Here is a 26,880-nt window from a genome sequence, read left to right as displayed (position 1 = left end):
ATGGCAGTGGAGGGCGCGTTAAGCCTTTATCCAGATAGCAATCAAACATTCAGTACTCCTTCGGCTTTGAAACCCGCAAACCAAACGTATTGCTTGGCGAAGGAAGCTTACGGAGCTGCCGGTAGCACGAATATCGAGTTATTTTGCTGGGTTAATTCGAAGAAATCGAATGATCGGGCGCAAGGATTGCTCTGTTGTCCGACGCCACCGGGCTCCTCCACGAGGAGCCCTATCTTGCGAATGTAACCGCTTGATGAGCTTGGAGCATTAGTCGCTCTAAGCGTGTGCGTGAGTGATCCGTCGCGTGAAGAAATCAACGGCATGTTGCCGGGTACCCACCGTCTGCAAGGTCGCCGCCGGGTCGAGTCCGAAGCGTTTCGCGGAACCTGTGACCAGGCTTTTTTGAAGATCGTTGAGCGCCGCGCTCGGCGCCGGCTGAGTGAAGGTGGTGACCGTCGACGCCTGTATGGCGGGTAGGTCAACACGCGGTGTACTCAGGGTGAGCAATTGATTGAGCGTCGGCGCATTCGCAATCCGCTTGCTGGGGAGCATGTCCTTCGCGGGGATACCGATCCAGTCGCGCAAGGTGGCCAGGATACTGGTGTGATCATACGGGGCGTTTGCGCTGTCCGATCTGAACACCGTGCCAGCCTGAATGTAAGGTGAGATCACCACGGCTGGCACGCGTACGCCAAAACGCGTGAAGTCGAAGCCGTTGCCATCCGGCGAACGGGCCTGGTCCGGCGGGGCGGCATTGAACGGCGGGGTGACATGATCGAAACAACCGCCATGCTCGTCGTAGGTGATGATGAGCAAGGTCTGGTTCCAGCCCGGCGACGTACTGACGGCGTTCCAGATCGAATACAGAAAGGCTTCACCCGCCTGAACATCATGCGGGGGATGCTGGTCGTTAGGGTCGACCAGAAAGCTCGGTTCGATAAACGAATAACGGGGTAACGAGTTGGTTTGGCACGCATCCAGAAAAGCGGAAAACCCTCGGAAGTGAGGACTCAGCATGGGGTCCCATAATTTGGGGAACATCGTCCGGGTCAGGGAGGGGGTCAGGATGGTATTGCTGTAGACGCCCCAACTGCAGCCAATAGAGTTCAGCACGTTGAATATAGTGGGGACATCCCAGGCGAACGGATCGGGAGGCGTGCCGTTGTCAACGTGGCCATTGGAAGTTCCGGTGTGAACAAACGCACGGTTAGGCCACGTCTGGCTGGGCACGGAAGCGAACCAGGCATCGGAAACCGCATAGGCGCGGGCCAATTCGGCCAATACCGGCAACTGTGCCGGACTGTAACACTGCATGATCTGATCGGGGTTGGTGGTTTTCGTGGTGGCGTAGTTGTCGACAAAACCCATGGGGGGCGTATTGGCGGGGCTGACGGGCCCGTCCCTGAACAACTGGTAGGTGACGTTGGCAAAGGTTTCCTGCGGGTCGGGATCCGGGACCTGAAAACTACTGGCATTCGGCGTTACTGCAACATGACGCGCGGGGGTGGAGCCCGAACGAGGGTTGAACATGTCGGGGCGCAGCCCATCAAATTGAGGGGAGCTGCTGGCTGGCAGGACATGCAACGGCGGGCTGCCGGTCGGATAGAGCCAGCCAAGCATCGTATCCAGTGAGCGGTTCTCCAGCATGACAACGACGACATGTTCAATTTGATTCATGGCTTCCACCGTCTGTGATCAATTGTCTGTCTTGCGAAGCCGCTATCTGGCGCCGCCTCTACAGCCCGATATCGGGTGGCGTTATCCGTGCGAGCATCGCCGTGTACTCTTCAGCCGCAATTTGACGAAATTTCATTTTGGTAACGGCCTGACGCTGCGCCTCATCTTCATTGGGGAAGAGGCGGGCGGCAGCGTTCTGGACGATCAGGTCGGGTGATTCAATCAACGGAAACGGCCCAGGGGCGCCGACGATTGGCCCGGCGCTGAATGCCTGCACCAGCAGGTAAATCGGGACGACATCCCCCAGTCCCACTGGAAGCAGTTGGGCGGCGTTTTCCCCCAGATGGCGCCGCACGATGGCCTGGGAGCCCAAGCGCAATGTGAACCTGAAGGGGAATCCAGTACGAATCGAAAGGAGTACCGGGTCCGCCGCGGCGACCTGCTCGATAGAGTTGATGCCCTCGGCTTCCAGTGTCGCCACCACAGGCAGTGTTACGCCTTCAAGGACCAGTAACTTATCTGAACTGCCGTCCTGCTTGTCCTGGTCGGTGATTTGGGGAAAGCCCATTCTTCGCACGACCTTCATCAGTGAATCGACTGGAAGGGTCCCCAAGGCAAAGGCCGTGACGATTTGTGCGCCATCGCCCGTGCCGGTATTCGCAATCACCAAGGCGAGAGGAATGGCTAAAAATAATCGCAGGGAATACCAATACACATCGGAAATATTCAATGACTTGCGCCGGATACTAAGGACGGAGTCGCTGACGACAAACATGAAAGCCCCCGCCAGCGAACTTACCAGCAGCGGACTGCCAAGATGATAGATGCAAGCGATCTGAAGCGTGGGAGGGCAATTCTGGGTGACATAATTACAGGCCACCAAAGCGGCCGCTGCATACGCCACCGCCAAGAGAATGATGAACGGCACCACAAAGGGCACCAATCCATATTGCTCGTGGTATATCCGTGCGAATAAACGTTCGCACAGTATCGGGTTTTCATCGGCGCATGCGCGCCAACGATCCGCGGGTTCATCCTCAGTCAATTTTCCTTCGTCCTGGAGCGAATGAATGAGGCTGGGCGACCAGAAGCGTTGCAGATAGGCCACCAGGGCGCCACCTTTCAAGCTGTTCTGGAATTCGTTGTACCGGGAAAACCAGCCCAGGCTCAAAAACATGATGAGAGGGGTACCAGTGATCACCGTGGTGAAGGCCGCGAGTACAGTCACAAGCCATAAGATGTTCCCATCAAGTCCGGCCACTACCCACATGAACCACAGGCCTGTCATATTGATCAACAACAGCGTCCCGGTAAGAAGCAGGAGTCGTCCCCGTGGTCTGAAGTGCGATTCTTTGAATAGGTGAGTCTTGGTCCTTTTGCCATCGGATTCTGCCATGAACCTACTCCTTGGTTTCTCAAAAAGTAAATGGCGAACGCTTGGGATTGTTTGTATGCCGCTTGTGGCTAATGAGCGGATGGTGTTTTATCTATGGACACTTACTCAAGGATGAGCCGTATTGGAAAAGGAAAGGCAGCAGGCGGATTTTCCGAATAAAAATCCAATGCTTGCTGCTGTCATTTTTTATCAAGGAAGTATGGCCGCTTTGGCAGGCATCTCCATGGGTAACACTAGCAACGGAAATTTGTTCTTCCAGTCAATCATCGTCGCTATGTTAGGTCGTTTTTGAATAGCCTCAATTTCGAACCGGAAGCGGCTGTCTACTACCCTGAATTGCTTGCCGAGATCTCATGGCCCGATGGGTTGACTGTACCGAGCCTGGATGCGCTCCAGCTCGCCAGAGCGACGCATCTGCTCCAGGGCGTTGGCCCAGGCGGCGACCAGTTTGTCGTCACAGTCGGGGCTGAAGGCGATGTACAGCGATGAGCGATAGAGCTCGATGGGAATTCGCCGCAGCGTGCCGAGGGCGATGTTCAACTGGCGGCTGTAGTAAGCCACCCCCGCGTCGGTGTCGCCTACGATGATGTCGGTGCGCCCGGCCAGCAGCATGCGGTAGAGCTGCTGGCTCTCGCTTGCAATCTTTTCGAGGTTGTTGAAGCCCTGCGCCTGCAGAGTATCGGGTATCAGGCCGGCCTGTCTGGTCGTGATCCGGGGGGCGTGCCGTAGCTGCTCCAGGGAATTCACCGGCTGCCGCGCATTGGCTAGCTGATAGGGGTGAATGGACTCTTCCACGATCGGTCCGACCCACTTGTATAACGGTTCGCGCTCCGCCGTGCGGAATAGGGAATACAGGATGGTCTTGGGCCGGGTCTTCAATGTGCGGATGCTTCGCATGCTGGGCAACAGCACGATCTCAAAGTGATCCCCGGTCAGCGCCATTATGCCCCGAACGATCTCCGTGGACAGGCCCGTGAGCCGATTGTTCTCCTGGTAGTTGTACGGTGCCCACTCTTCGGTAACGATCTGATACGGCTCGGCTCTGACGGGAGTGCCGAGCAATAGACAGAGCAGCGCTGCAGTAACTGTCGAATGCTTCACGTGTTCTGCCTGGTGGGCTGCGCGGTGATCAAGGGTGGATCTGATTAAAAGGGGTGAGGCCAGTATAGACCCTGACCCACGTCAAACCCCTGATCTTGGACAGATGATGCGCGTGCTGGTCTTGGGCTATTGCTATCGCACGGGCATGACGTGACTCAACCTGACGATGAGGTTTCGGTTCAATGGTGGTGTATCGGGGAGCCGGCCTGATAGAGCCCGTTCAAAATCTATTGCACTGAATAGCCCGCGTCGATAGCACACCCAAGGTGTGTTGCGTGTTCGCAGGGGGTCAGCCCAGGTGCTTCATCAGTGAAACGATGATAAACACAGCCAGTGCCATGCCGGCCCCTAGTCCGAAAGGCAACCAAACCTCGTGAGGATTACAGGGGGGAGTACGTCTTGCTTCTTGGTGGAAGGCGGCCACATCGGCACGCAGCTGTATCAGGTCGTCAGATAGACTGCGGGACTCTTCGGTACGCGGGGGCTGCATGATGCACATCCTCATTCAACGGGGTATGGTCGTCTGGTTCCACTAACTGTGAATGGGTACTAACGAATACTCAAACCTGTGGTTGCTTTTGCTACTTGTCCAGAAACGTAAATAGTGCGGCCAGAGAGGTGATCAGGCCTGCTCCAACGACGAGGGGGTAAAGCACGGTTTCACGCTTGATTTTTTCTTTTTCGGTGTTCAGTTTGCTCATTTCTGCCATGAGCTTGCGGGTTTCGACCGAAAGGTTTTCCAGTTCGAGGTGTTCGCGTTCTTCTCTCAACATGAGCTTATCCATCGTTGGGATGGGGGTATGGGGTTGTAGTGCTGACAGGTGAATTTTGTACCCCAGGAGCACATTTTTGAGGCGCGGCGATGTTTCAGTTCATGACTATCGCGATGTACCACCGTCGAAGATCATGCGTTGTCAGTGGGCGTGATCTTCGACGGAACAGGAAGCACAGCTTCCCGCTCAATGACCGAGTCTTGTCAGGTGCAGGCGTTGAAGGCCCGTCCATCCAGCACCGAGTCCATTTTCAGCTGTGCCAGCTCAATCAGGTGCACCACGCCCATGGCCACCTTGCGGTTCGAACCGGTTTGGTTGTCGGCGTGCATCGCTCACCCCGTTCGAACTGGGCGGCTCCGAGTGGTTCGTTGGCACCCACAACATGCCAGCGACATCAGCCCGATGACGCACCTCTCCTGAGCCAAGCAATATCGAGGGCTTGACTCTCCTGCCAGGGGCAGACTTTACCCTGAGGGCTTATTCCTTCTGGAGCCCTACATGAGCAAGCGCACCCTGGTCGTTCTCGGCCACCCTTCTGCCAACAGTTTCTGCTCGGCACTAGCCGATGCGTACCTTGAGTCGTCTTTCCAGGCCGGTCACGAAGTACGCCTGTTGCGATTGGGCGAGCAACGCTTCAACCCGGTGCTGCACGACGGCTATCATCTGACACAACCACTAGAGCCAGACCTTCTGCGGGCCCAGGCCGACATTGCCTGGGCGCAACACCTGGTGTTCATCTATCCGATTTGGTGGGGCGGGATCCCAGCACTCTTGAAGGGCTTTCTGGATCGGGTATTACTACCCGGCTTTGCCTTCAAGTACCGACAGAACTCGCCGTTCCCGGAGCAACTGCTCAAGGGCCGTAGCGCCGAACTGTTGGTTACCCTCGATACGCCACCTTGGTATTACCACTGGATCTATCGCATGCCTGGCGTGCATCAAATGCGCAAGACCACCCTGGAGTTCTGTGGCATCAAACCCGTGAAGGCCATTACCTTCGGTCCGCTGATCAAGTCCTGGCCTGAGCAGCGGGAACGCTGGTTGGCACAAGCACGGGCCATTGCCCGTCGCTAGGGGGCGGAATTTCAGGTAATTTCGGTACTCTGCACATCATCAATGGATTGTTCATGTACATCGGTAAAGCGGCTCAACTATCAGGTACGACGGTAAAAACCATCCGCCACTACGAGGCCATTGGCCTGCTACCTGCCGCGCGGCGCCAAGGTCGTTATCGCCTCTACGATGAGCAAAGTGTCGAGTTGCTGAGGTTCATCAAGTGCGCCCAACAATTGGGTTTCAAGCTCAAGGAATTGCAAGCTTTGATACCGGCAGAGTGGACCGCGAGCTTTCCCTGGGGCGCCGCTCAACAAGCACTGGCGACCAAAAAACAGGCGTTGAAGACGCAGATTCAAGCCCTTGAAACACAATGCGCGCAGCTTGAATGGTTCGAGGGCGAACTGACCCGAAATCGCCAGTTGTGCCCTGTGTAACTTGCGGATTCCACGACCATTCGGACACCAGTTCTTACGACGGCACCGAATGAAACATTGACGCAAAGCATCGTGGATGCGATTCATGCAGCACTGTAGAAATCTATGAAAGGGCCCTCAAGCGAATCGAGGGCAAGGTGATAGAAGCTGCCAGGCGGGAACTCCTGAATCCTGTGAATGCAGAACGATAGACATATAATCGTTCTGCATCACAGGGGATGGGTAGCTCAAACTTAAGTGTAGATGATCTCTGCTCTTTAAGCTGTGCAACGTCAGAAATAGAAACACCTAGACAGCCCCCCTATACTTAATTCAACTATTTGAGCGAAGCATCAGCCACAACCTTTTGAGGTGCGTAGCCAGCAGCCTTCACGAAATCTGGCAGATGCCAAATATCGCCGTTAGCGGCCCAAGTTCCATCCACCACGTCGCCGATTACGATAGAGGTCATTAGAACACGGGAATCATCCTCGACCAGACTGCCGGCAATTGCCTTATGCAGCAATGCGGCGAAATGAGCCCGACGCCCGGCATTCAACTCTCCAGCTGGAGCTAGTACCTGTACATGACAGGGTATGAATTGGTCAAAGTCGCAGCGCCCACCACAAATCCAACGCCCATCGGGAATCTCATCGAGCATGACCCAACACAGGAGTCGCTGCCGAGGCTCATTTCCGAGCCCCGTTGCCTCTACTGCTGCAGAATCAACAGCGGCCAGAAGTTGCTGTATGGCGTCACCGCTTAGCACATTAGCAGGAAGCTTAATGATGATATTTGGCACAAATAAATCCTCTTGGTGAATAAGCCACCATTAGAACGCGGTCTGTTCGCAAAAAAAATTGGCCGATCAGACATCTTTCAGGCAGAATCAGCCAATGAACGATTTCATTGTTATTGTCCCCCCCAAGGGCGTTTGCTTCCAGCGTCGCTCTATCGCTGGACATACTTTCAACCGCATCAAAGTTAGCACCACGGCTAGGTTTACCAGCGCCGCGCTGGACTGTGCGCTCAGCAGTAGAAGGGGCTATTTCATTAGGAAATGGCCTCAGCCTCCTCGCGCAGAGTTTGATACTCCCGTCCGATGGGCGAGCCTGTTGGATTCTTCCCGGATTAGATATCGATGCTGCAGTCGTATTGAAATCGCACTTATTACAGCCTGAACTGGAGCCAGTGCTAGCTGCCTTACGTCAGCATGTGGCTGCAGGCGGAACTGTAGCAGCGTCATGTTCAGCCGTGTTTCTCTTGTATGCAGCAGGACTAACTGAAGGGAAGACGGTTACGACGAGCTGGTGGCTGGCCGCCACATTGCGGCAACTTGCAAATCGCTGCATCGTCGATCCAGACCGTATGGTTATTGAGGATGCTCCTCTGATTACTGCAGGTGCCGCCTTAGGGCATACCGATTTATTGATGCATTTGATCGGCCAACGCTTTGGCCCTGAACTGGTCGAAGCAGTGGCTAAAGCCCTACTTTTAAATCAGCGGCAGTTGCAATCTCCCTTCATGGTTCCCGCACTGATGGCGCATGGTGAACTAATCGCGCAGGTGATCGCTCATGTCGAGGCGTCGCTGCCAACACCTGTGAGTGTTAGCGCCCTGGCAACAAAAATGCGAATGAGCACACGAACACTCTCCAGGCAGGTATCCAAGGCCACAGGGCGCGGCCCTCTACACCTAATTCGAACAGTCCAACTGAATAAGGCACGAGCATTACTAGAAAGCAGTCGATGCTCGGTAGAGCACATCGCCGAGCAAGTGGGCTTCAGCGACCCAACAGCCCTGCGTCGCCTGCTGAAGAGTCACCTGAACGTAACCCCGAGGCAACTGAGGTAATAAATACAGCGGGAACAAAAACTAATGCGACTGACGCAATCTCAGCATGCAGAGAGTCGAGTCAACCGAAGGGCATTCCCATTTGGTGACGCTCCTATAGCAATATCAGCCGCGCTACAACCTGTTGGCCTGCCCGATTCACTAACCAGACTTGCCGGCTTTCGTGCCTCTGACGCTGGAGTCGAACGTTCAAGCTCGTCCTGAAACATCGATCAGCATTAATGTACCGTTGGAGCACGAAACTCTGACGGTTAATTGGCTCGCCAATGGTCCCGAGGGTTGCGCCCGATTTGTTCGTGGATTAACACGATGATCCGCATTGATGCCATCTGGCTCGCCACCGAGCCGATGGACATGCGCGCCTGCACCGAAACCGCGCTGGCGCGGGTGGTAGCGGTGTTCGGTGCGGCGCAGCCGCACTGTGCTTATCTGTTTGCCAACCGCCGCGCCAATCGGATGAAAGTGCTGGTGCACAACGGGTTGGGTATCTGGCTTGCGGCGCGTCGGCTGCATCAAGGCAAGTTTCATTGGCCGGGTATACGCCATGGCCCGCAAGCCGAACTCGATACTGAACAACTTCAGGCTCTGGTACTGGGTCTGCCGTGCCGGCGGGTCGGTTCAAACGCGGTAATCACGATGCTCTGATGCCCATCACTCACCTATAGGCTGATCGTCGCTGAGTGCCGGCTCTGGCACAATCAGCAGCATGACTTCGCTCCGATATCGCGGCGATCGAGGCTGAGCTTCAAACATTGCAACTCGCCCCGGCAACGACCGAGACCAAACAGAAACCCAAGCGCACCGCATTGCCAGCGGAGTTTCCGCGCACGCTGATCCATCACGAGCCGGACAGTACTCACTGCAATGCGGCTGCGCACTTAAACGTATTGGCGAAGACGTCAGCGAGAAATTGGACTACACGCCTGGCGTGTTTACCGTCGAGCGTTAGGTGCGTGGCAAGTGGGTCTGCGGTGACTGCGAAACACTGATCCAGGTAAAGGGCCTGCGTGAGGAGCGCTAGTCGGGTTGATTGCAGTTCATATGTGAAAGCTGTGCAGCAATAGAGCGGAGGTATCATCGGAGGGAGTGCGACGCCCGATTCAACGGGCATCGCAGTGCAGCTCAATCAGCCGATCTGGACAATCGGGCCGGTTGGGTTCCCACCAGGGCCGTTTGGTTGAAGCGGGCCGAATATGAGCGAGACAAGATTCAGCGTATTGGTGAAGGTTTCCACACCGCGCCCGCTGGATACTGAAGTGGCCCAGCGGACCTGGTTGTACCCGGAAGAGGTGGGAGAACAAATACCCACTTCGCCGGGACGAATATTTTCAACGGTGAACTCCATGGTCTGTTTTCCGTCGAAAATTTCGTCACTCCACCACCGCACGCTTGCAATCACATTGCTCGAACCATCGATCACGTCCTCGAGCTTGATGGAGAACGTTGCCGATTTGATGGGGAAGATCGTGTTGTTATGCAACATGGGAGCTCCTTCTCCCGGGGTTGGCTTAGGAGGATAAGTCTCCTGATTGTTTTGGTTGATCTGCAATGCCTTGGGCAGATTCAAGGTGATCTTGATACCGTTCTGATCAAAAAGGGTGAACGGTACAACGGCTTGCTGGGCCAGGATCGAAATTTTTTCCTGCGTAGCTTGGTTCATTGTAATTTCCTTATTCGCTATTTCCGTATGTGCTGAAATTCTTTTGGTAAGAACTTCTCCTTTTTACGCGAGTCCATGCCTTGGAATCGCCGTTGCAGTATTGATGCGACTTTTGACGCTGTCAAACGTAAGCATCCGAGCTACACCTACTTGCAACTCAGACCTTGAAGCCCGTGAGGCCGCCGAGTGCTACGCAGGGTGGAAGGAAGAAGAGATGCCGGGCTTTCACGAAGTCAGGGCGCTGTCGCTGCACCTGTATCAGAAAGCTGGAAAGGACGGGCAGAAAATCGCCGATCTCGGTCACGCCGAGTTCGAAGCTGGCCTTGTAGCCATCGAAATCATCACAGACCAGTTGACCTTTCCAGTCTTGCAGGAAGTTCCGGGCATGCTCTCCGGCGCGGCTGAGGCTGAAGTCGTAGACTACCGCTGCCGTTTCGCAGAACTGGCTGGTGGCATAGGCCCAGACATACGAGCGATGGGTCTTATTCAAGCCCGGTATGAGCATTTGTACCAGCGTTTCATCGACATGGACGACGGGATGTGCGAGCACGACATCGCGCAGTGCATCGACCAGTGGCTGTAATTGCACACCGCAGGCCCCCACCCATTGAGCCAGCGTCGAGCGTGGGATTGCCAAGCCGGCACGGCCAAAAATCGATTCCTGGCGGTAAAGGGGCAAATGATCGGCAAACTTGGCGATCATGACATGAGCCAACAATCCAGCGGTCGGGATGCCTTTGTCGATGACGGTAAACACGCCAGGCGTGTAGTCCAGTTTCTCGCTGACGTCTTCGCCAATACGCTTAAGTGCGCAACCGCACTGGCAGTGGGTGCTGTCCGGTTCGTGATGGATCTTCTTGCCCATTGTCTCGACAGTTTTGCCGAGGGTATCGCGTCTCCACCTCTTGATCGAGCGTGCCGACACGCTGCATCAACTGCGCTGCCAGAGCGCGCAGTTGTTCGGGGGGCAGGTGGTCAAGGTCGGGGGGCGAAGTTATGCCGCCGATTGTGCCAGAGCCGGCACTCAGCGGCGATCAGCCTATGGGTGAATGGCGGGTATCAGAGCATCGGGATTGCCGCGTTTGAACCGACTCGCTGTCACGGCAGCCCCAGTACCAGAGCCTGAAGTTGTTCAGTATCGAGTTCGGCTTGCGGACCATGGCGTATACCCGGCCAATGAAACTTGCCTTGATGCAGCCGACGCGCTGCAAGCCAAACACCCACACCGTCATGGACCAGCACTTTCATGCGAGTGGCGCGGCGATTGGCGAACAGGTAAGCGCAGCGCGGCTTCTCCGCACCGAACACGTCAATCACCCGGGCCAATGCAGTCTCGGTGCAGGCGCGCATGGCCATAGGTTCGGTGGCGAGCCAGATAGCGTCGATGCGAATCATCGCAGCAGGTCTCGCAGAAAGCTCGCACAGGCAGCGGCGTTCTTGGTCGGCCAGTTCACTTTGACGGTGCCTCGCGGGTGTGGGATTTCCAGACAGATCGTCGATGACGCGGCTTGCGAACTTGCTCCGGCTGGCTGCATGGGCAGCGGAATGAAAGCAGGTTGCAGTGCTATGGTTTTCTGCGCCTGGAAAGGGTGTCCACTTAAATTAGGTGGACACCATCGCCTTTGGCATCGTGGACAGGAAGGGGTGTTGGCCGGACGCATACTCCAGAGGCTGTATGAGACCTATAGCAACACGCTCGCAATGGACAAACCCATGACTCGCCAGCTTGGCCATCGCCTCTGTAACCGGTGCGGAGACACGATTACCAATTACTGCCCAACCATCGAAACGCTGTCGGTTATCGGTGCATTTCACGAGCATGGTGAACAGGCTGTGGTCGACGAGATAGTCAGGTGTGAGGGTATCGACCCTGCCATCGTTTGGGAGTACTTCCGGCACCGGATGATTCCGATCTGCAAACAGAAAATCGCTCATTGCACGTTCTGCGGCGGGCAACTGAGAACCTGGAAAGCTCGGCAATGCATGCACTGCTTTAAGGATTGGCACTGAAGCTCAAGAGTGCCCTGCAACCGAGGACCTGAGCCACGAGCGACAAAAGGGGAAGCCAGGCTTCCCGCTTCTGCGTAGGGCGTTGTCAGCTGCTGACGCTGACCGCTTGCTCATCCAGCTGTCACCGCCAATGTAAAACTGACCCCCTGTCAGCCTTCATTTCTGAGTGTGTTAAGCGACTGAATCTTTGCCTACCTCGAAGAGCTAGCCGAACGTATGGGCGTTGCTGATTATCACCTGCAGGGTGGCATAATTGGTCTGGGTGTTAATCAGTTGGCTGGTGGCAGACAAACCGTTAACGGAGGCGGTGTTCACACTGCCAGAGACGCGGCCGTCGGCTGGCCAAGACCAGATCGGGATGATCGTGCCGCCGCTAGCCGGTGTCAGCACAATCTGACCGCCAAGAGAGCTGAAAGTGTTAGGAGCACCGTTCACATAGCTCTGCTGGCCTGTCGACGGGATCATGGTGCCGGGGACCGGTGCTGGTGCCCAGCTGCCACCCGTCAGCACGCCATAGTTCACTGTGATATTGGCAGCGCTGGAATTGAAGATCTGGATGGTGAGTGAACGCGGAAAATCATCCATTATTTTGCCTCTCCTGTATTGCATTGCCGCTTCAAGTGAGCAGGTTCGCAGAGAGTAACCCGCTTCCATGAGGGCGCAAAATTTTGCTCCGCTATAAATGCTCGGTAATGAAAGCCTGTTCGTAGGCTTGGCCGCGATGGCTTATCACGGCCATGGACGTTTATCGCAGACATAAAAAAGCCCGACAGCGTCGGGCTTGCGTGAGGTGTTGCCGTGGGGCGAGTCAGTTCATGAAGCAACCAACTCGTCCTTGAGTGACAGGGGCAGATACGGTGTCACTGGGTCTGTTTCCACCAGGTTGAGTGTCAGCTCCAGGGCCCAAGGACGCCTGCGCGCAGGTCAACCGATCAAGCTGCTGGCGGAGGAACTGGGTTTCGCTAATCGCGCAGGATCGCCTCACCGGTCCGCGGATTTGTCAGTGTCACATTCTCCAGCGCTCGAATGCGCCAGAGCTCGTTCTGTCTCGTCAGCACCGCGAGAATCAGCGTATCCACTGCATGTGGTCCGGCCGGGTGAGCGGCGCCGGCCATCAGGCGACTCCAGAAATGTATGACTGCTACCCCGTCGGCGATATGGGTCATATCGATCAGTTCGTTCTGGAGCGTGGAGTCACGGTAGATCGTTTCGTGAAGGGGAACGTGGAGCGCCACGATCTCTTCAATGCCCCGGACATAGTGTCCGAAACGATTCACGAACGTCGCATTCTGATCGAACAGGCCACCGAGAGCAGCCATGTCGTGGCGGTTCCAAGCCGCTTGGAACGCAGCGGGTGCATCTTCAGGTCTTTTCATCTTCGCTACCCTTCAGTCAGTCCCTTTCCGCACCGACCGTCTGACCTCAGCCTGTATGGCATAAGCCGGTGCCTCCACGGCATTGAAATCTTGTGTATAGCGCTGGGCAAATCCTTCTACCCCCCATTGCCGATACTGCTGCACATGCTTCAATTCGTGAGCCCAGAGCGCGACGTTCTGTTCTGCGGTTTGAGCGTCCCGGAAGAGAATGATGTCGATCAGCGTCACGGCACCGATATCGGGGTTTTGCAGCATGGCGGTGGCGGCATTGAGTTGGCCGTTGTCGCTCACATTGTAGCGCGCGGCATCGAGGACGCTGGGGTCGTACCAGCGTAGCAGTTGCTCCCGGATGTGCGGTGGAATGGGGCGGGTACCGGCGTTGGCTGCTTCAGCGCGGGCTTGGCTCAGCCACAGCGCCAGGGCAGGGGCCGCGAGCCGGGAGATGCTATCGGGCAGGGGGCCGAGCAGCGGTCCCAGGTCTGGCAGACAGACGCAGCCATCCAGGCACACTTGTTTCTCACCCGCTGGGCAGGCATTGGTCTGGGCGGGGACTTCAAGAGTCAGGCAAAGAACAAGCAGCGCCACCAGGCGCGTGATGATGGGCGACATTGGGCGCTCCGGGGGCGGATGCGGAGCGAGCAGTGGATCACAATTGATCGACGACCCGCATCGCTTTAGCGTAGTTCCGAACTAGGCGCTCCCAATATAACCGCGGGAAGCGACAGACCACCTTTCCTGTGAACCCCTCCACTTTAATCGACATACGTCCGCGGCAGCTCTTGGTTCAGCACGTATAGAAAAGTCTGCTACTTTTTGAAAGCGGTAATAGATTTGTTTTTGCAGTTATGCAACACAATTGCTGTCGAGATAGATAGTCAGGCATCAATCGAAAGGAGGGCATGAAAATGACACGTATTCGAGTTGCAGGCTTTACTGTCTCGCTTGACGGATACGGGGCGGGTCCGAATCAGGACTTGAGTCATCCACTCGGCGTGGGCGGGACAGATTTGCACCAGTGGTTAGTCCCAACACGCACGTTCCAACGGACCCTGTTTGGCGTCGACGGTGGCACAACGGGGATCGATGACGACTTCGCTGCGCGGAGCTTCAAGAATGTGGGTGCCTGGATTCTCGGAAGAAACATGTTCGGACCGATTCGCGGTTCCTGGCCCGACATGAACTGGAAAGGCTGGTGGGGGGACAACCCACCCTATCACGTTCCCACTTTCATCCTGACTCATCACCCGCGTTCGCCGATCCAGATGGAAGGCGGAACGATATTCCACTTCGTCACGGGCGGTATTCACGAGGCGCTTGAGCAGGCGCGCGACGCCGCCAACGGAATGGATGTGCGTATTGGCGGCGGGCCCGACACCATCCGGCAATATCTTCGTGCGGGCCTTATCGATGAGCTGCACATCGCTATCTCGCCGGTCCTGCTGGGCGGGGGCGAGCGACTGTTCGAGGGGGTTGACGCGCGCGCTCTAGGATACGAATGCGTTGAGTTCGTTGCATCGGAGAATGCTACCCATGTCGTACTCCGGCGCCAAGGGCACAATGACACCTGATAGTCGTGCTGTAGGGCGAGTAAGGTCATGAATTAATCAACTCTTCCCTGAGTGAGATGAGAAGGTACGGCGCCTCTGGGTCTGTTTTTATGAGGGTGAGTGTAAGTTTCAGATGGAACTGTTGCGTGCGATGTCCTGTCCGTAGTCGCTGGTAGAATCCGAAATGAATCTGCCGAGCTCCAGATTGCCGCTTATACGCTTTGCATACGGCGTGTAATAGATCATGCAACCGGCTCTTGTAGGTTGAACCACATCGGTGCTTGTTGTTTTGTACCGTTTTGTCCCAGGCCAGTGACGTGAAAGACAGTGGGTACATCAGCGCATCGACGCGATCTTCATTTGGTTGCTGGGGCATGAGATTTCTCCAGTTGAGAGAAACCATCTATCCCTGCCTCCAGATGGCCGGGACGATCCAGATAGATCAGATGGGGCTTCGTTGTCACCTCGGCGGGATGGGCATGAGCCGTGATGACCCAGGCGCTGGTGAAGCATGTGGGAAGAACTGTCAGCGGGGCAGTCAGGTCGAGCGACTGGAGAAGGGGAGATAGCTTCATGAGTAAGGTCCGGGTGATAGAAGCCCGAATTTTCTTCAAGATGACGCACTATCGCAGCAAGAAAACAGGATCACAGTGGATTGCTTTTTTTTCGGATAGGTTGGCGTGTAGTGGCCTGACGTTATGGTCACATGGTGCCGGCCGCCAGGATCAGGTTTTTGAAAACGCAAAAAAGGGTTGCCAGTTAGCAGCCCTTTTTGCAGAAACCGTTCCATTTTTTAATGAGACGGTTTCAGATCTTGATGTGATTTCACTGTTGCCCGATCAATCCCAGCTCAACGCACCGCCAGTCTGATACTCGATCACGCGGGTCTCGAAGAAGTTCTTCTCCTTCTTCAGGTCCATGATCTCGCTCATCCATGGGAACGGGTTGGTGGTGCCTGGGTACTCTTCCTTCAGGCCAATCTGGCTCAGGCGACGGTTGGCGATGAACTTGAGGTAATCCTCCATCATCGCCGCGTTCATGCCCAGCACGCCGCGCGGCATGGTGTCACGCGCGTATTCGATTTCCAGCTGGGTGCCCTGCAGGATCATCTGCGTGGCTTCTTCCTTCATCTCGGTATCCCACAGGTGCGGGTTTTCGATCTTGATCTGGTTGATCACGTCGATGCCGAAGTTCAGGTGCATGGATTCATCCCGCAGGATGTACTGGAACTGCTCGGCCACGCCGGTCATCTTGTTGCGCCGACCCATGGACAGGATCTGGGTGAAGCCGCAGTAGAAGAAGATCCCTTCCAGCACGCAGTAGTAGGCGATCAGGTTGCGCAGCAGTTCCTTGTCGGTCTCGACGGTGCCGGTCTTGAATTCCGGGTCGGAGATCGAACGGGTGTACTTCAGGCCCCAGGTGGCCTTTTTCGCCACCGAAGGAATCTCGTGGTACATGTTGAAGATCTCGCCTTCATCCATGGCCAGCGATTCGATGCAGTACTGGTAGGCGTGGGTGTGGATCGCCTCTTCGAAGGCCTGGCGCAGGATGTACTGGCGGCACTCGGGGTTGGTGATCAGGCGGTACACGGCCAGCACCAGGTTGTTCGCCACCAGGGAGTCGGCGGTGGAGAAGAAGCCGAGGTTGCGCATGACAATGCGGCGCTCGTCGTCGGTCAGGCCCTCCGGGTCTTTCCAGAGGGCGATGTCGGCGGTCATGTTGACTTCTTGCGGCATCCAGTGGTTCGCGCAGCCATCGAGGTACTTCTGCCAGGCCCAGTCGTACTTGAACGGCACCAGCTGGTTGAGGTCGGCGCGGCAGTTGATCATGCGCTTTTCGTCGACCGCGACACGGGCCGAGGCGCCTTCGAGTTCGGCCAGGCCTTCGGCGACGTCGAGGGCATCGAGTGCCGCCTTGGCGCGGGCGATGGCGGCCGAGTCGGAAGCGGTCACGGCACGGGCAGCCAGGGCCGCGGCGCCACCGGCGCTGTCGAGGCGGTCCATGTTGGCTTCGCTGGCGTGGCCGGCGTTGGCGCCCTTGATCGCCGCTACGCCATCTTCCTTGTCGAATTCGTCCCAACTGAGCATCGGATGGTTCCTTGTGTGGGGGGAGGCCTGTCTCACTGCCTTTTCGTCAGACAGGTAGACACGTGTTTTGAACGCCCGTTCAGCAGGGTTCACAGCACAAACAGGCATTGGAAAACCCTGGCGTTCCAGGGCTATGAGTGGTGCCGTGGGAGAAGGGTGGCACATCATGTAGTGTTTTTATTTAATATCGGCACACTATATGGTGGTTTTGTCAGGGGGTCAATCCGAGAGATGGCAGCAGCGCTGTTTCGCCGCAGCCCCCTCGGTGAGGCGCCTAGAGGGCGGCTTTCAGGCCTCGGGTTGTGAACAGGCGCAGGTACACCGTGAGGTTGAGCAGCAGCACCAGGGCGCCCAGGCCCAGCTGTATCGTTGGCGTCAGCCCGGCGGGGTAGATCAGCGGAATCAGGTAGTGCTCGATGAAACCCTCGCCATAGCCGCCTTGTCCGGCGGCCTGGCGAAAGAGGTTTTCCCAACGGGTCAGTGGGCACTCCAGGTGCAAGACTTCGACGGCCACGCCCCAGCTCGCGGCGGGCAGGTGCAGCCAGGCCAGCCGGCGCCATCTGAGCACCAGCAGCCCGCCAAACAGCACGAACAGAATGAACAGCAGGTGAAACGACACCAGCCCGTCGGCCGCTATCCGGTAGAACATCTCGACTTCCTTGGCAGATCCATGGGGTAAGTCCGGATATCCTACTCGGGTCGGCGATCCGCTCTCTAGCGGGCGTCGCGCTTGAGTGTCGCCAGGATGTTTTCCAGGCGCCGGGTCGTGGCATCGCTGCTGGCTTGCATGGGCGCGCGCAGTTCGTCGCGAATCAAGCCTTGAAGGGCCAGGGCGGTTTTCACCGGGCCGGGATTGGGCTCGACGAACAGCGCCTGGATCAATGGCGCCAACTGGAAGAACGTGGTCCTGGCGGCCGTGAGCTGTTGATCCCGGACCTGCCGGTACAAGCGTACGAACAACTCGGGATGGATATGCGCCGAGGCGGCAATCGAACCGGTTGCACCGAGGCACAGTGCATTGAAGATCTGGTTGTCCTCGCCACTCAGCACATCGACCAGGCCACTGGCCAGCAACGCCAGGGTGTTGCCCAGGTTGCCGCCGCAATCCTTGATGGCGACGATATGGTCATGGGCGACGATATTGAGCAGGGTCGCCTGCTCGAAGCTGACCCCGGTGCGGTAGGGAATGTCGTAGACAATGATCGGCGCGCTGGAGGCATCGGCGACGGTCTTGAAAAACGCTTCCAGACCCGCTTGGGACGGGCGGATGTAATAGGGCGCGGGCACCAGCAGGCCGGCCACGGGACGCTTGAGTATCTCGCTCTGGAACTGCAGCAACTCGCTGAGGTTGTTGCCCGCCAGGCCCATCACCACCTGTTGTGGCGGGACCTGCTCGAGCACGGCATCCAGCACCGCCAGTTGCTCATGCTTGCCCAGTGCGGCGGCTTCCCCGGTGGTGCCACAGACCACGATGCCGTCGACGCCGCTGTCCAGCAGATGCGCGACCAGCCGCCGCAAGGCGACGAAGTCAATGGCCTGGTTGACGAACGGCGTGACGATGGGAACCCAGATACCTTGAAACGATGACATGCACTTTCTCCTGATGGTTGACCGTGTCGTCACCGTCAGAAGCGTAGAAGGAAAGTTGGGAGAGAGGGCCGGTGACCCGTCGTCGCGCTCAATGTCCTGTCAGCTCATCTGACGGGACAGCGCGCCCCGGTCACATGAGCGACTGTTTCTTCGATTTAGGGGCAAACGCAACACACGCCGCTGCCTTGGCATTCAAGCCAGCGGCGAAAGCGATGAGGTTGAGCGTTGCGGACATGTTTGTTTGCACCCTGGATAGGGGCTCAGTTTTAAAAGCTGGCGGCGGGTTTGTCAATTCCTGGAGATCAGTCGGCGGCAGGTTTCAGCATTTTTTAAACGGGCAGGCATCTGCGCGTCGGTGAAAACCTAGCGGTTCTTGAGCAGGCGATTATCCAGCTTGAAGATCTCGCGGGTCACAACGGCCTTGGTCGAGTCTGTATGCAGGGGGTTGAAGAGATAGTTCTGTGTGTGCGGCATGATGGCGCTGGGCACCGGTAGCAACAGTGCCGTCGTGCTCTTGAGAAATGCATCGCCCAGACTTTTGGTGTGACGCAGGTCATCGGCCCAATCTGCGTTGAGTGACGGGGCCGGAGCGATGCTGACATCACCCAGGATCTCAACCTTGAGCAGTTGCAGGGTTTCCGGAAAATCTTCCTGATCCACTTCCAGGTGAACCAGGATTTCCAGCATGGCCCCCGCCGGGGTTCCCGCGAGATAAACGACAGGTCTGCCCGCCGTGTGCCAGCGTCCACTGGCGAGGACTCCGCCACGCCCCGTCAGGTCGGCGAACGCGCTGATTCGCCAGAAAATCAAAAGGAAAATCCTTCGGCCAGTTGTATGAGCATCTCCTCGACCTGCCGGGTCCCCTGGATGGTAGACAGCATCGCCATGGGACTTCTTCCCGAGAAGCGGTCCTTGGGTTTGGACAGCCAGCGCCTGGCCTTCTCGTCGCTGCCGAAAAGTGTATCGGCCATGGCGGCGATGTGGGCGGCGCGAAACAACCGGTCACTTTCATCGACCGTCAGCCGCTGGTCCTTGGCAATACGGGTCTTGAGGGTCTTGAGCGGAATGATCTGATCGCGCTCCAGTGGCGTGACATCGCCTTGGTCGCATAGCTTCATCAGCCTCTGGGCTTCGAAGCCGAACTGAATCATCTCGTGGATTTCGAGTTCGCTCGCATCCGTCGGAATCTGCAGGAGGTGTTCCAGCCGTAACCGATAGGCACCGTAGGCGGGTTCTCGCATGACTTCAGCCAACATTGGATGCACCTCTTTATATCCGGCATTTGCCGATTAGTATCAGGCAAATGCCGTAAAATTGAAAGCGCAGTCCGTTTCAGGTTTGGGTAGATTGATTTTCCGCCGACGCCGCTTCGATCACCAACTCCCGGAATCGCCGCAACACCGACGAGCCATCGCCCGCGCGGGTTGCCAGGTGCAGCGGGGCGATCAGTCCCGGGCACTGTGACAATGCGCGATAGGCGATGCCATCGCCGCGCAGGCGCTGCATCGAGGCCGGAACGATGGAAACTCCCAGTCCGGCGGCGACCAGACTCAGGGTGGCGGCCATGCGTGGGGCCTCTTGAATCACCTGCGGGCTGAATCCCGCTTCACGGCACGCCACCAGAATGGCGTCGTAAAGCCCCAACCCCACCCGGCGTCGATACAGCACAAAGGCTTCGCCGGCGAGCGCGGACAAGGGCAAGGGAACGTGGGCATCTTGTGCCAGGGGATGGTCCATCGGCAGCGCCAGCAGCATCGACTCGACCAGAATCGGCTCGGCCTGCAAGGTCGGTGTGCCGCTCAAGGGCGAGCGCACGAAGGCGGCATCCAGGCGCTCGTGGAGCAGCGCGTCCATCAACTCGCCGGTACCGGCTTCTTCCAGGACGACCGACACGCCGGAAAACGCCTCGCGAAAGTGCCGCAGCACGCCCGGCACAAACGGGTGCAGCGCCGCGGAGCTGGTGAAGCCGATACCCAGCCGTCCCTGTTCCCCCCGGGCAGCGCGACGCACTACCTCGGTCACCCCCTCGGCCCGCGCCAACACGGCACGGGCTTCTTCCAGCAATGCCAGGCCCGCCGTGGTCGGGCGCACACCCCGTGGCAGGCGCTCCATCAACGTCACGCCCATCTCCGCCTCCAGCTTCTGGAGCAGGCGGGTGAGGGGCGGTTGTTGCATATGCAGGCGCTCCGCCGCTCGGGTGATATGACCTTCTTCGGCGATCACCACAAACGCATGCAAACGACGCAGCTCAAGCATTTCAATACCTTTTCAGTATGGCAGCTTGTCATTATTAGCATTTGTCATCATGGCGTGCAAAACCTACGCTTGTGCTCACTCCCCACATACAAGAGCAAGCGTGATGACCTGGTCAGCCAAGCAGTATTCGACGTTTGAAGAAGAACGGACCCGCCCGGTCCGCGATCTGGTGGCCGCTATCCCTACGCGCACCGTCAGGGTGGCCGTCGACCTGGGCTGCGGCCCGGGCAACTCCACCGAAGTCCTGGCCCGGTGTTTTCCCGAGGCGCGGGTTACCGGCCTGGACAGTTCCGAGGACATGCTCGTCAGTGCCCGGGCGCGCTTGCCCGGGTTGAATTTTGAACTTGCCGATATCGCCACCTGGAACCCGGACCCAGTCTTCGATGTGATCCTGGCCAATGCCTCGCTGCAATGGGTGCCTGACCACGCCACGCTCTACCCCCATCTGGTGAGCAAACTGGCCGTCGGCGGCAGCCTGGCGGTGCAGACCCCGGACAATATGCAGGAGCCGTCACACCGGCTGGCTCGCGAGGTCGCCGCCAGCGGCCCCTGGGCGGACAAGATCGCCACGGTTCGACATCCGCCACGGCACGATGCGACTTTCTACTATGAACTGCTACGCCCGCACTGCGCGACGGTGGATGTCTGGCGCACCACCTATCACCATCCATTGGCCGGAGGTCACGCCGCGGTGGTGGAGTGGTTCAAGGGCTCGGCGCTGCGGCCCTACCTGGCGCCGTTGGATGAGCGGCAGCAGGCGGCTTTTCTGCGGGCTTACCTGGCGGCGATCACCGGAGCCTATCCGGCGCTCGCCGATGGAACAGTGCTGTTGCCGTTTCCCAGGTTGTTCGTGGTCGCGACGCGTTGAAACCCGTACAAGGGTATCTGCCTGAGTCGATCAGGCATGCTGCAGCAGATACTCCCTCAGGGCCTGACGGGTCAGGTCGTTGAGGGTCACCTTCTGGCGCGTCGCGGTCAGCGCGGCGGCCAGATGGAGGTCGTGACCCACGCGCACGTTGAACGCTGGGGCCTTTCTGGACGGGTCCTACAGGCGTTGTGTATTGGGCAAAGAAGGGCGATCTGTTTGCACCCGGCTGGCAGGCTCAAACAGATCGTTGTCGAGGATCTAGCTCACCACGCGATAGCAAGGCACATAGGCCGCGCCACCCGGGAGCTTCATGCGGTGCTGTTCAACGAAAGCCTTGAGCAGCTTGTCCAGCGGTTGCATCACCGCCGCGTCGCCATGGATCTCGTAGGGGCCGTGCTCTTCGATCAGGCGAATGCCCTTGTCCTTCACGTTGCCGGCAACGATCCCGGAAAACGCCCGGCGCAGGTTGGCCGCCAGCTCATGGGCGGGCAGGCTGCGGCTGAGCTTGAGGCTCGCCATGTTGGCATGGGTCGGATCGAACGGGTGCTGGAAGCCGCCATCGATCTTCAACAGCCAGTTGAAGTGGAAGGCGTCGTTGCGTTCGCGGCGGAACTGTTTGACCGCCTTCAAGCCATGGGCCATGTGCCGGGCCACCTGGGCCGGGTTGTCGATGATGATTTCGTAGTGCTTCTGCGCTTTTTCACCCAGGGTCGCGATGACGAAGGCGTTCAACTGCTGCAGGTAAGCTTCCGCGCTGCGCGGGCCGGTCAGGATCACCGGGAAGGGCAGGTCGCGGTTGTCCGGGTGCATCAGGATGCCGAGCAGGTAGAGGAACTCTTCGGCGGTCCCGGCACCGCCCGGGAAGATGATGATGCCATGGCCGACCCGCACGAACGCTTCAAGACGTTTCTCGATGTCGGGCATGATCACCAGTTCGTTGACGATCGGGTTCGGCGCCTCGGCGGCGATGATGCCCGGTTCGGTCAGGCCCAGGTAGCGGCCGCTGGTGATGCGTTGCTTGGCGTGGGAAATGGTGGCGCCCTTCATTGGCCCCTTCATTACGCCAGGACCGCAGCCAGTGCAGATATCCAGGCTGCGCAGGCCCAGTTCGTGGCCGACCTTCTTGGTGTACTGATATTCCTCGGTGCTGATCGAGTGACCACCCCAGCACACCACCATTTTCGGCTCCAGGCCGGGGCGCAGGGTGCGGGCGTTGCGCAGCAGGTGGAAGACGTAGTCGGTGATGCCCTGGGAGCTCTCCAGGTCGATGCGCTGGCTTTCCAGTTCGTTTTCGGTATAGACGATGTCGCGCAGGGCACTGAACAGCATTTCACGGGTGCTGGCGATCATTTCTCCGTCGACGAAGGCGTCGGCCGGGGCGTTGAGCAGTTCCAGGCGTACGCCGCGATCCTGTTGGTGGATGCGGATCTCGAAGTCCTTGTAGGCTTCGAGGATGGTCTTGGCATTGTCGACATGGGCGCCGGTGTTGAGGATGGCCAGGGCGCACTGGCGGAACAACGTGTAGATGCTGCCGGAGCCGGCTTCGCTCAGTTGCTGCACTTCGCGTTGGGAAAGGGTTTCGAGGCTGCCCTTGGGGCTAACCGAGGCGTTGATTACCGATCGTTGGGTCATGCTTTATTCCATCAAGGCGATGTCGCCGGGCCGCAAGGCGCCGGCTGCACCAGAAAGGCTTCGCGCACGCGCGTATTTCCTAGCATAGCTAAACCGGGCAGCCAGGTGGTGGGTGCCGGTGGGTCCAGCTTGCAGGATTTTAACGCGTCGCGAAACCTGCAGGTGTGTCGCCAGAGTTCAACTCGGGTTCGGTGTACGGGCCGGCGCCTCTGTATGGCGGCGTACCTGGCAGATTACGGATACTCAGATATGCAAAAGCACCGGCGATGAGCTGGCAATGCTCCGCTCGCCACCGCTGTCAGTCGCTGAAGTTGCCGTACTCGGCACCCATCCGCCCATTGCGCTTGACCCGGTACAGCAGCTCATCGACCTTTTCGACGAAGCTCAACGCCACTTCATCGACGGCCGGGCGTATGGTGCCGACCCCAAGGCTGAGGCTCAGCAGCCCGGAAACCGCCGACTTCTCGTGGACGATCTGTTGCTGGCGAACCAGTTGCAGGCATTTCTCCGCCACCTGTCGGGCCTTGTCCGCCGGTGTTTCGGGCAACAGCCAGATGAACTCCTCACCACCGATCCGGGCAATGAAGTCCCGCGGCCGATTGGTGGCCTGGGACAGGGTCTGGGCCACCTGTCGCAGGGCCTCGTCACCCTTGATATGCCCGTAATGGTCGTTGTACTGCTTGAAAAAATCGATATCCAGGATAATCAGCGACAACGGCAGTTGATTCCGTTGGGCATGCTCCCATTCCCGCGCGAGCACGGTGTCGAACATGCGTCGGTTGGCAATGCCGGTCAGGCCGTCCTGGAACGAGTACTCCTCCAGCTGTTTCTGCAGGCGGATCAGATGTTCCTCGGTTTTCTTGCGCTCGCTGATATCGAACATAAAACCGATCAACGCCTCGACTTCGCCGTCCTTGCGCACCACATGCACCACATCGCGGATCCACACGTACCCGCCGTCGCGGGTCAGTGCCCGGTAGTCGGCCTCGTGGTCGACGCCGGCCTTGGACTGTGAAACACAGAAATTCACCACGTATTCCCGGTCATCCGGGTGCATGCGTGCCACCCAGTCATCCACGGTGACCCAGCTGTCCGGGGTCCAGCCGAGCAGGCTTTCGATCTGCGGGCCGATGTAGCTGAAGGTCATGGTTTGCCAGTCGATCCGCCAGGGAATGGCCTTGGTCGACTCGAGCAGGGTCTTGTAGACGTCACTATCGGTTTCGGCGGAAGGCGTGGCGCTCATGATTGGTCAGGCTTCGCTGGCGGGGGTGGGCGCTAGAATGTTGTGCGAACGTCGGGTAATCAAGGTCCAGGCGATACAAGGCAAGGGATTTTGCTTTCCCCCTGGGGGCCGGTGTTGTAAAAGCAGTGACGCCTCGGCTTTTTGAACGTCTATGACTAGAATCCGCGACACTGCTTACCATCAGTGTCGATATCGGCCTATGAGAAAAGGGAACCTTATGATCATCAAACCACGCGTTCGTGGCTTTATCTGTGTGACCACCCATCCTGTGGGTTGTGAAGCCAACGTCAAGCAACAGATTGACTACGTCACCCAGCAAGGCCCGGTCAGTGACGGACCGAAGAACGTCCTGGTGCTCGGTGCTTCCACCGGCTACGGCCTGGCGGCGCGCATCACCGCGGCCTTCGGCTGCAATGCCAATACCCTCGGCGTGTTCTTCGAGCGTGAAGGCGACGAAGGCAAGCTCGGCACCGCCGGCTGGTACAACAGCGCCGCGTTCCACAAGTTCGCCGAAGCCAAGGGCCTGTATGCCAAGAGCATCAACGGCGACGCCTTCTCCGACGAAGTCAAGCGCCTGACCATCGAGACCATCAAGCGTGACATGGGCAAGATCGACCTGGTGGTCTACAGCCTGGCCGCACCGCGCCGTACCGATCCGAAAACCGGTGAAGTCTACAGCTCGACGCTCAAGCCGATCGGCAAGTCGGTCACCCAGCGCGGCCTGAACACCGACAAGGAAGAAGTCAACGTCACCACGCTGGCCGAAGCGACCCAGGAAGAAATCGACGGTACCGTCAAGGTCATGGGCGGCGAAGACTGGCAGTTGTGGATCGATGCCCTGGACGAAGCCGGTGTGCTGGCAGACGGCGCGAAAACCACCGCGTTCACCTACCTGGGCGAAAAGCTGACCCATGACATCTACTGGAACGGCTCCATTGGCGCGGCCAAGAAGGACCTGGACCAGAAGGTCCTGAAGATTCGCCAGCGTCTGGCGGCCAAGGGCGGCGACGCGCGGGTTTCGGTGCTCAAGGCGGTGGTTACCCAGGCCAGTTCGGCGATCCCGATCATGCCGCTGTACCTGTCGCTGTTGTTCAAGGTGATGAAGGCGCAGGGCTCGCACGAAGGCTGCATCGAGCAGGTCTACGGCCTGTACAAGGACAGCCTGTATTCGCCGACGCCGATTCTCGACGAAGACGGCCGTCTGCGTGCCGACTACAAGGAGCTGGAGCCGGAAGTCCAGGCGCAGGTGGCGAAGTTGTGGGACGCGGTCACCACTGAAAATCTCAACGAACTGACGGATTTTGCCGGCTACAAGGCCGAGTTCCTGCGTCTGTTCGGTTTCGGGGTCGAGGGTGTGGACTACGATGCGGACGTCAGCCCGGATGTGGCGATTGCCAATCTGATCCAGGCCTGAGTCAAACCCCTGGCGGGGGCTGGCGATCCAGCGTCCGCAAGGGGCTTGGCGGTGCGCGCCGCGTTGAAGGCGGGGCGCAATTCCCGCTCTTACTCAATGACCTTCCAGTTCTTGTAGAAGACCCGGCGCAGGGCGTATGCCCCGCCAGCGAACGCCGAGATCACGCCGTTGAGAATAAACGGTGCGTAGGACGGGCGCACGATGTCGATGAACAGGCAGTAGCGCTTGGCATCGTTCTTGTTGAAGGACGCGTGCAGCAGCGTGTCGTCGAAAATGAACAGCGGATCATCGTGCCAGTAGTGCTTCTGTTTCCGGCACTGGATATAGACGCCTTCATGGTGCGGTGCCGGGGCCATGTTGTAGAGCACCCGGAACATCATGCGCAAGGGGCCGAAGTGGAAGGACGTCGAGCGGTTCTCATTGAATACCGACACGCCCACGGTCTTGACGTAGGGGAACTTCTGCTGGAGTTCCGAGATGTCCAGTTCGGTGTCGATCTTGCGCCCGTACCACTGGAAGAACAGCATGCTGCGCTTGTTTTCCGCCATCCGTGAATCGAGGTACTGGATGATTTCATCCTTGTGACTCATGGCCTTGTCGATAACCTGTTGCAGGTCGCGCTGGCAGTCCTGCGGCAGGTCCTGCATCCGGTAGACGCCGCGGTTGGGCTTGCTGATCAGGTCGAACAGCGAATTGAAGGGGGACAACACCCAGGTATTGCGGCCACTGCCGATGAAATATTTCTTCGCCAGCTCGACGGTGTAGATGCCATTGCGCAGAAAGTCATAGACACCACAGACCACAACCAGCAGCAGAAAGCCGAGGATGGTTTTTGGAAAGCAATAGATCAGCGCGAGTACGGCGAGGATCCAGAGGATCGAAACGACTTTCTTGCGGATGGTGCGAATACTCATGAAACACTGCTCC

General features: G+C 58.0%; 31 protein-coding genes and 4 pseudogenes. 11 read left to right on the top strand and 24 right to left on the bottom strand.

What is annotated here, in order from left to right; translation table 11 throughout:
* Positions 1 to 276: 276 nt before the first annotated feature.
* A complete protein-coding gene (locus PFEN_RS16160; RefSeq protein ID WP_191487808.1) occupies positions 277 to 1,677 on the bottom strand; it encodes an alkaline phosphatase family protein in 1,401 nt (466 codons plus the stop codon).
* Positions 1,678 to 1,735: 58 nt separating this feature from the next.
* Positions 1,736 to 3,073, bottom strand: coding sequence for a hypothetical protein (locus PFEN_RS16155; protein WP_224770981.1), 1,338 nt, complete (start codon positions 3,071 to 3,073; stop codon positions 1,736 to 1,738).
* A gap of 121 nt (positions 3,074 to 3,194) precedes the next feature.
* On the opposite strand from PFEN_RS16155, the gene PFEN_RS16150 reads away from it, so the two are divergent.
* A complete protein-coding gene (locus tag PFEN_RS16150; protein ID WP_191487807.1) occupies positions 3,195 to 3,365 on the top strand; it encodes a hypothetical protein in 171 nt (56 codons plus the stop codon).
* A 59-nt stretch (positions 3,366 to 3,424) separates the two neighbouring features.
* On the opposite strand, the gene PFEN_RS16145 is transcribed toward PFEN_RS16150, so the two are convergent.
* From PFEN_RS16145 to PFEN_RS31030, 3 genes are all read right to left on the bottom strand, one after another.
* Complete coding sequence (locus PFEN_RS16145) at positions 3,425 to 4,174, bottom strand: substrate-binding periplasmic protein (RefSeq protein WP_191487806.1); 750 nt, start codon at positions 4,172 to 4,174, stop codon at positions 3,425 to 3,427.
* A gap of 581 nt (positions 4,175 to 4,755) precedes the next feature.
* Positions 4,756 to 4,947, bottom strand: a complete 192-nt coding sequence (locus PFEN_RS16140; RefSeq protein ID WP_191487805.1) for a hypothetical protein — start codon at positions 4,945 to 4,947, stop codon at positions 4,756 to 4,758.
* Positions 4,948 to 5,150: 203 nt separating this feature from the next.
* Complete coding sequence (locus PFEN_RS31030; RefSeq protein WP_263596608.1) at positions 5,151 to 5,276, bottom strand: DUF6124 family protein; 126 nt, start codon at positions 5,274 to 5,276, stop codon at positions 5,151 to 5,153.
* A 169-nt stretch (positions 5,277 to 5,445) separates the two neighbouring features.
* On the opposite strand from PFEN_RS31030, the gene PFEN_RS16135 reads away from it, so the two are divergent.
* Together PFEN_RS16135 and PFEN_RS16130 are read left to right on the top strand one after the other, a co-directional pair.
* Entirely contained in the window at positions 5,446 to 6,021 is a 576-nt protein-coding gene (locus tag PFEN_RS16135) for an NAD(P)H-dependent oxidoreductase (protein WP_191487804.1), read from the top strand.
* A gap of 53 nt (positions 6,022 to 6,074) precedes the next feature.
* Complete coding sequence (locus PFEN_RS16130; protein ID WP_191487803.1) at positions 6,075 to 6,437, top strand: MerR family transcriptional regulator; 363 nt, start codon at positions 6,075 to 6,077, stop codon at positions 6,435 to 6,437.
* A 316-nt stretch (positions 6,438 to 6,753) separates the two neighbouring features.
* Here PFEN_RS16130 and PFEN_RS16125 read toward each other — a convergent pair whose 3' ends face one another.
* Positions 6,754 to 7,218: a tautomerase family protein gene (locus tag PFEN_RS16125; protein WP_191487802.1), complete on the bottom strand. Its 465-nt coding sequence runs from the start codon at positions 7,216 to 7,218 to the stop codon at positions 6,754 to 6,756.
* A gap of 353 nt (positions 7,219 to 7,571) precedes the next feature.
* Here PFEN_RS16125 and PFEN_RS16120 point away from each other — a divergent pair, with 353 nt between their 5' ends.
* The 3 genes and pseudogenes from PFEN_RS16120 to PFEN_RS16110 all read left to right on the top strand — a co-directional run.
* On the top strand, positions 7,572 to 8,270 hold the full coding sequence (locus PFEN_RS16120; RefSeq protein WP_224770980.1) for a GlxA family transcriptional regulator: 699 nt from the start codon (positions 7,572 to 7,574) through the stop codon (positions 8,268 to 8,270).
* Positions 8,271 to 8,579: 309 nt separating this feature from the next.
* The gene (gene tnpB, locus PFEN_RS16115) at positions 8,580 to 8,915 is read left to right on the top strand and encodes an IS66 family insertion sequence element accessory protein TnpB (protein ID WP_191487801.1); all 336 of its coding nucleotides are present in this window, start codon (positions 8,580 to 8,582) and stop codon (positions 8,913 to 8,915) included.
* A 71-nt stretch (positions 8,916 to 8,986) separates the two neighbouring features.
* Positions 8,987 to 9,216: pseudogene (locus tag PFEN_RS16110) on the top strand (IS66 family transposase zinc-finger binding domain-containing protein); the annotation flags it as partial.
* A 180-nt stretch (positions 9,217 to 9,396) separates the two neighbouring features.
* Here the strand turns inward: PFEN_RS16110 and PFEN_RS16105 are convergent.
* The gene (locus PFEN_RS16105) at positions 9,397 to 9,930 is read right to left on the bottom strand and encodes a hypothetical protein (RefSeq protein WP_191487800.1); all 534 of its coding nucleotides are present in this window, start codon (positions 9,928 to 9,930) and stop codon (positions 9,397 to 9,399) included.
* A 166-nt stretch (positions 9,931 to 10,096) separates the two neighbouring features.
* Between PFEN_RS16105 and PFEN_RS30645 the strand changes: the two are divergent.
* A pseudogene (locus tag PFEN_RS30645) lies at positions 10,097 to 10,237 on the top strand (integrase); the annotation flags it as partial.
* On the opposite strand, the pseudogene PFEN_RS16100 reads toward PFEN_RS30645, so the two are convergent.
* From PFEN_RS16100 to PFEN_RS16075, 6 genes and pseudogenes are all read right to left on the bottom strand, one after another.
* Positions 10,220 to 10,928, bottom strand: a pseudogene (locus PFEN_RS16100) (IS66 family transposase); the annotation flags it as partial. The pseudogenes PFEN_RS30645 and PFEN_RS16100 overlap by 18 nt on opposite strands.
* Positions 10,929 to 11,028: 100 nt before the next feature.
* A complete protein-coding gene (tnpB, locus tag PFEN_RS16095; protein ID WP_191487799.1) occupies positions 11,029 to 11,325 on the bottom strand; it encodes an IS66 family insertion sequence element accessory protein TnpB in 297 nt (98 codons plus the stop codon).
* 207 nt (positions 11,326 to 11,532) lie between these two features.
* The gene (locus PFEN_RS16090; RefSeq protein WP_191487798.1) at positions 11,533 to 11,865 is read right to left on the bottom strand and encodes a hypothetical protein; all 333 of its coding nucleotides are present in this window, start codon (positions 11,863 to 11,865) and stop codon (positions 11,533 to 11,535) included.
* Positions 11,866 to 12,144: 279 nt separating this feature from the next.
* Positions 12,145 to 12,525 (bottom strand): hypothetical protein, encoded by a 381-nt coding sequence (locus tag PFEN_RS16085; RefSeq protein ID WP_191487797.1) that lies wholly within the window; start codon positions 12,523 to 12,525, stop codon positions 12,145 to 12,147.
* Between the two features lie 377 nt (positions 12,526 to 12,902).
* The gene (locus PFEN_RS16080; protein WP_191487796.1) at positions 12,903 to 13,316 is read right to left on the bottom strand and encodes an SgcJ/EcaC family oxidoreductase; all 414 of its coding nucleotides are present in this window, start codon (positions 13,314 to 13,316) and stop codon (positions 12,903 to 12,905) included.
* A gap of 12 nt (positions 13,317 to 13,328) precedes the next feature.
* On the bottom strand, positions 13,329 to 13,925 hold the full coding sequence (locus tag PFEN_RS16075) for a DUF4157 domain-containing protein (RefSeq protein WP_191487795.1): 597 nt from the start codon (positions 13,923 to 13,925) through the stop codon (positions 13,329 to 13,331).
* A 290-nt stretch (positions 13,926 to 14,215) separates the two neighbouring features.
* Here PFEN_RS16075 and PFEN_RS16070 point away from each other — a divergent pair, with 290 nt between their 5' ends.
* Positions 14,216 to 14,884, top strand: a complete 669-nt coding sequence (locus PFEN_RS16070) for a dihydrofolate reductase family protein (protein ID WP_224770979.1) — start codon at positions 14,216 to 14,218, stop codon at positions 14,882 to 14,884.
* A 335-nt stretch (positions 14,885 to 15,219) separates the two neighbouring features.
* Here the strand turns inward: PFEN_RS16070 and PFEN_RS16065 are convergent, their stop codons facing one another.
* Positions 15,220 to 15,438: a hypothetical protein gene (locus PFEN_RS16065; protein WP_191487794.1), complete on the bottom strand. Its 219-nt coding sequence runs from the start codon at positions 15,436 to 15,438 to the stop codon at positions 15,220 to 15,222.
* On the opposite strand from PFEN_RS16065, the gene PFEN_RS16060 reads away from it, so the two are divergent.
* On the top strand, positions 15,437 to 15,733 hold the full coding sequence (locus PFEN_RS16060; RefSeq protein WP_191487793.1) for a hypothetical protein: 297 nt from the start codon (positions 15,437 to 15,439) through the stop codon (positions 15,731 to 15,733). The two genes, PFEN_RS16065 and PFEN_RS16060, sit on opposite strands and share 2 nt — an antisense overlap.
* Here the strand turns inward: PFEN_RS16060 and PFEN_RS16055 are convergent.
* From PFEN_RS16055 to PFEN_RS16030, 6 genes are all read right to left on the bottom strand, one after another.
* A complete protein-coding gene (locus PFEN_RS16055; RefSeq protein ID WP_191487792.1) occupies positions 15,703 to 16,950 on the bottom strand; it encodes a ribonucleotide-diphosphate reductase subunit beta in 1,248 nt (415 codons plus the stop codon). The genes PFEN_RS16060 and PFEN_RS16055 overlap by 31 nt on opposite strands.
* Before the next feature lie 274 nt (positions 16,951 to 17,224).
* Positions 17,225 to 17,599, bottom strand: coding sequence for a DUF2784 domain-containing protein (locus tag PFEN_RS16050; RefSeq protein WP_191487791.1), 375 nt, complete (start codon positions 17,597 to 17,599; stop codon positions 17,225 to 17,227).
* 65 nt (positions 17,600 to 17,664) lie between these two features.
* Positions 17,665 to 18,540, bottom strand: coding sequence for a 4-hydroxy-tetrahydrodipicolinate synthase (gene dapA / locus PFEN_RS16045; RefSeq protein WP_191487790.1), 876 nt, complete (start codon positions 18,538 to 18,540; stop codon positions 17,665 to 17,667).
* 363 nt (positions 18,541 to 18,903) lie between these two features.
* Positions 18,904 to 19,350, bottom strand: coding sequence for an RES family NAD+ phosphorylase (locus PFEN_RS16040; protein ID WP_191487789.1), 447 nt, complete (start codon positions 19,348 to 19,350; stop codon positions 18,904 to 18,906).
* Positions 19,347 to 19,796 (bottom strand): antitoxin Xre/MbcA/ParS toxin-binding domain-containing protein, encoded by a 450-nt coding sequence (locus PFEN_RS16035; protein WP_191487788.1) that lies wholly within the window; start codon positions 19,794 to 19,796, stop codon positions 19,347 to 19,349. Before PFEN_RS16035 ends, PFEN_RS16040 begins: the two co-directional genes overlap by 4 nt.
* A gap of 76 nt (positions 19,797 to 19,872) precedes the next feature.
* Positions 19,873 to 20,796, bottom strand: a complete 924-nt coding sequence (locus tag PFEN_RS16030) for a LysR family transcriptional regulator (RefSeq protein ID WP_191487787.1) — start codon at positions 20,794 to 20,796, stop codon at positions 19,873 to 19,875.
* A 103-nt stretch (positions 20,797 to 20,899) separates the two neighbouring features.
* Between PFEN_RS16030 and tam the strand changes: the two genes are divergently transcribed.
* On the top strand, positions 20,900 to 21,664 hold the full coding sequence (gene tam, locus PFEN_RS16025; RefSeq protein WP_191487786.1) for a trans-aconitate 2-methyltransferase: 765 nt from the start codon (positions 20,900 to 20,902) through the stop codon (positions 21,662 to 21,664).
* Positions 21,665 to 21,694: 30 nt separating this feature from the next.
* Here the strand turns inward: tam and PFEN_RS16020 are convergent.
* The 3 genes and pseudogenes from PFEN_RS16020 to PFEN_RS16010 form a co-directional block, all read right to left on the bottom strand.
* A pseudogene (locus PFEN_RS16020) lies at positions 21,695 to 21,820 on the bottom strand (toxin-antitoxin system HicB family antitoxin); the annotation flags it as partial.
* Positions 21,821 to 21,922: 102 nt separating this feature from the next.
* Complete coding sequence (gene ppnN / locus PFEN_RS16015; RefSeq protein ID WP_191487785.1) at positions 21,923 to 23,296, bottom strand: nucleotide 5'-monophosphate nucleosidase PpnN; 1,374 nt, start codon at positions 23,294 to 23,296, stop codon at positions 21,923 to 21,925.
* A gap of 298 nt (positions 23,297 to 23,594) precedes the next feature.
* Positions 23,595 to 24,539, bottom strand: a complete 945-nt coding sequence (locus PFEN_RS16010; protein WP_191487784.1) for a sensor domain-containing diguanylate cyclase — start codon at positions 24,537 to 24,539, stop codon at positions 23,595 to 23,597.
* Between the two features lie 217 nt (positions 24,540 to 24,756).
* On the opposite strand from PFEN_RS16010, the gene fabV reads away from it, so the two are divergent.
* Positions 24,757 to 25,953 (top strand): enoyl-ACP reductase FabV, encoded by a 1,197-nt coding sequence (gene fabV / locus PFEN_RS16005; protein ID WP_191487783.1) that lies wholly within the window; start codon positions 24,757 to 24,759, stop codon positions 25,951 to 25,953.
* A gap of 89 nt (positions 25,954 to 26,042) precedes the next feature.
* Here fabV and PFEN_RS16000 read toward each other — a convergent pair whose 3' ends face one another.
* Entirely contained in the window at positions 26,043 to 26,867 is an 825-nt protein-coding gene (locus tag PFEN_RS16000) for an aspartyl/asparaginyl beta-hydroxylase domain-containing protein (RefSeq protein WP_191487782.1), read from the bottom strand.
* Positions 26,868 to 26,880: the final 13 nt, after the last annotated feature.

This window comes from Pseudomonas sp. FEN (genome assembly GCF_904067045.1).
In the GTDB taxonomy this organism is placed as follows: domain Bacteria; phylum Pseudomonadota; class Gammaproteobacteria; order Pseudomonadales; family Pseudomonadaceae; genus Aquipseudomonas.
This window is presented reverse-complemented; position numbering and strand designations above follow the sequence as displayed.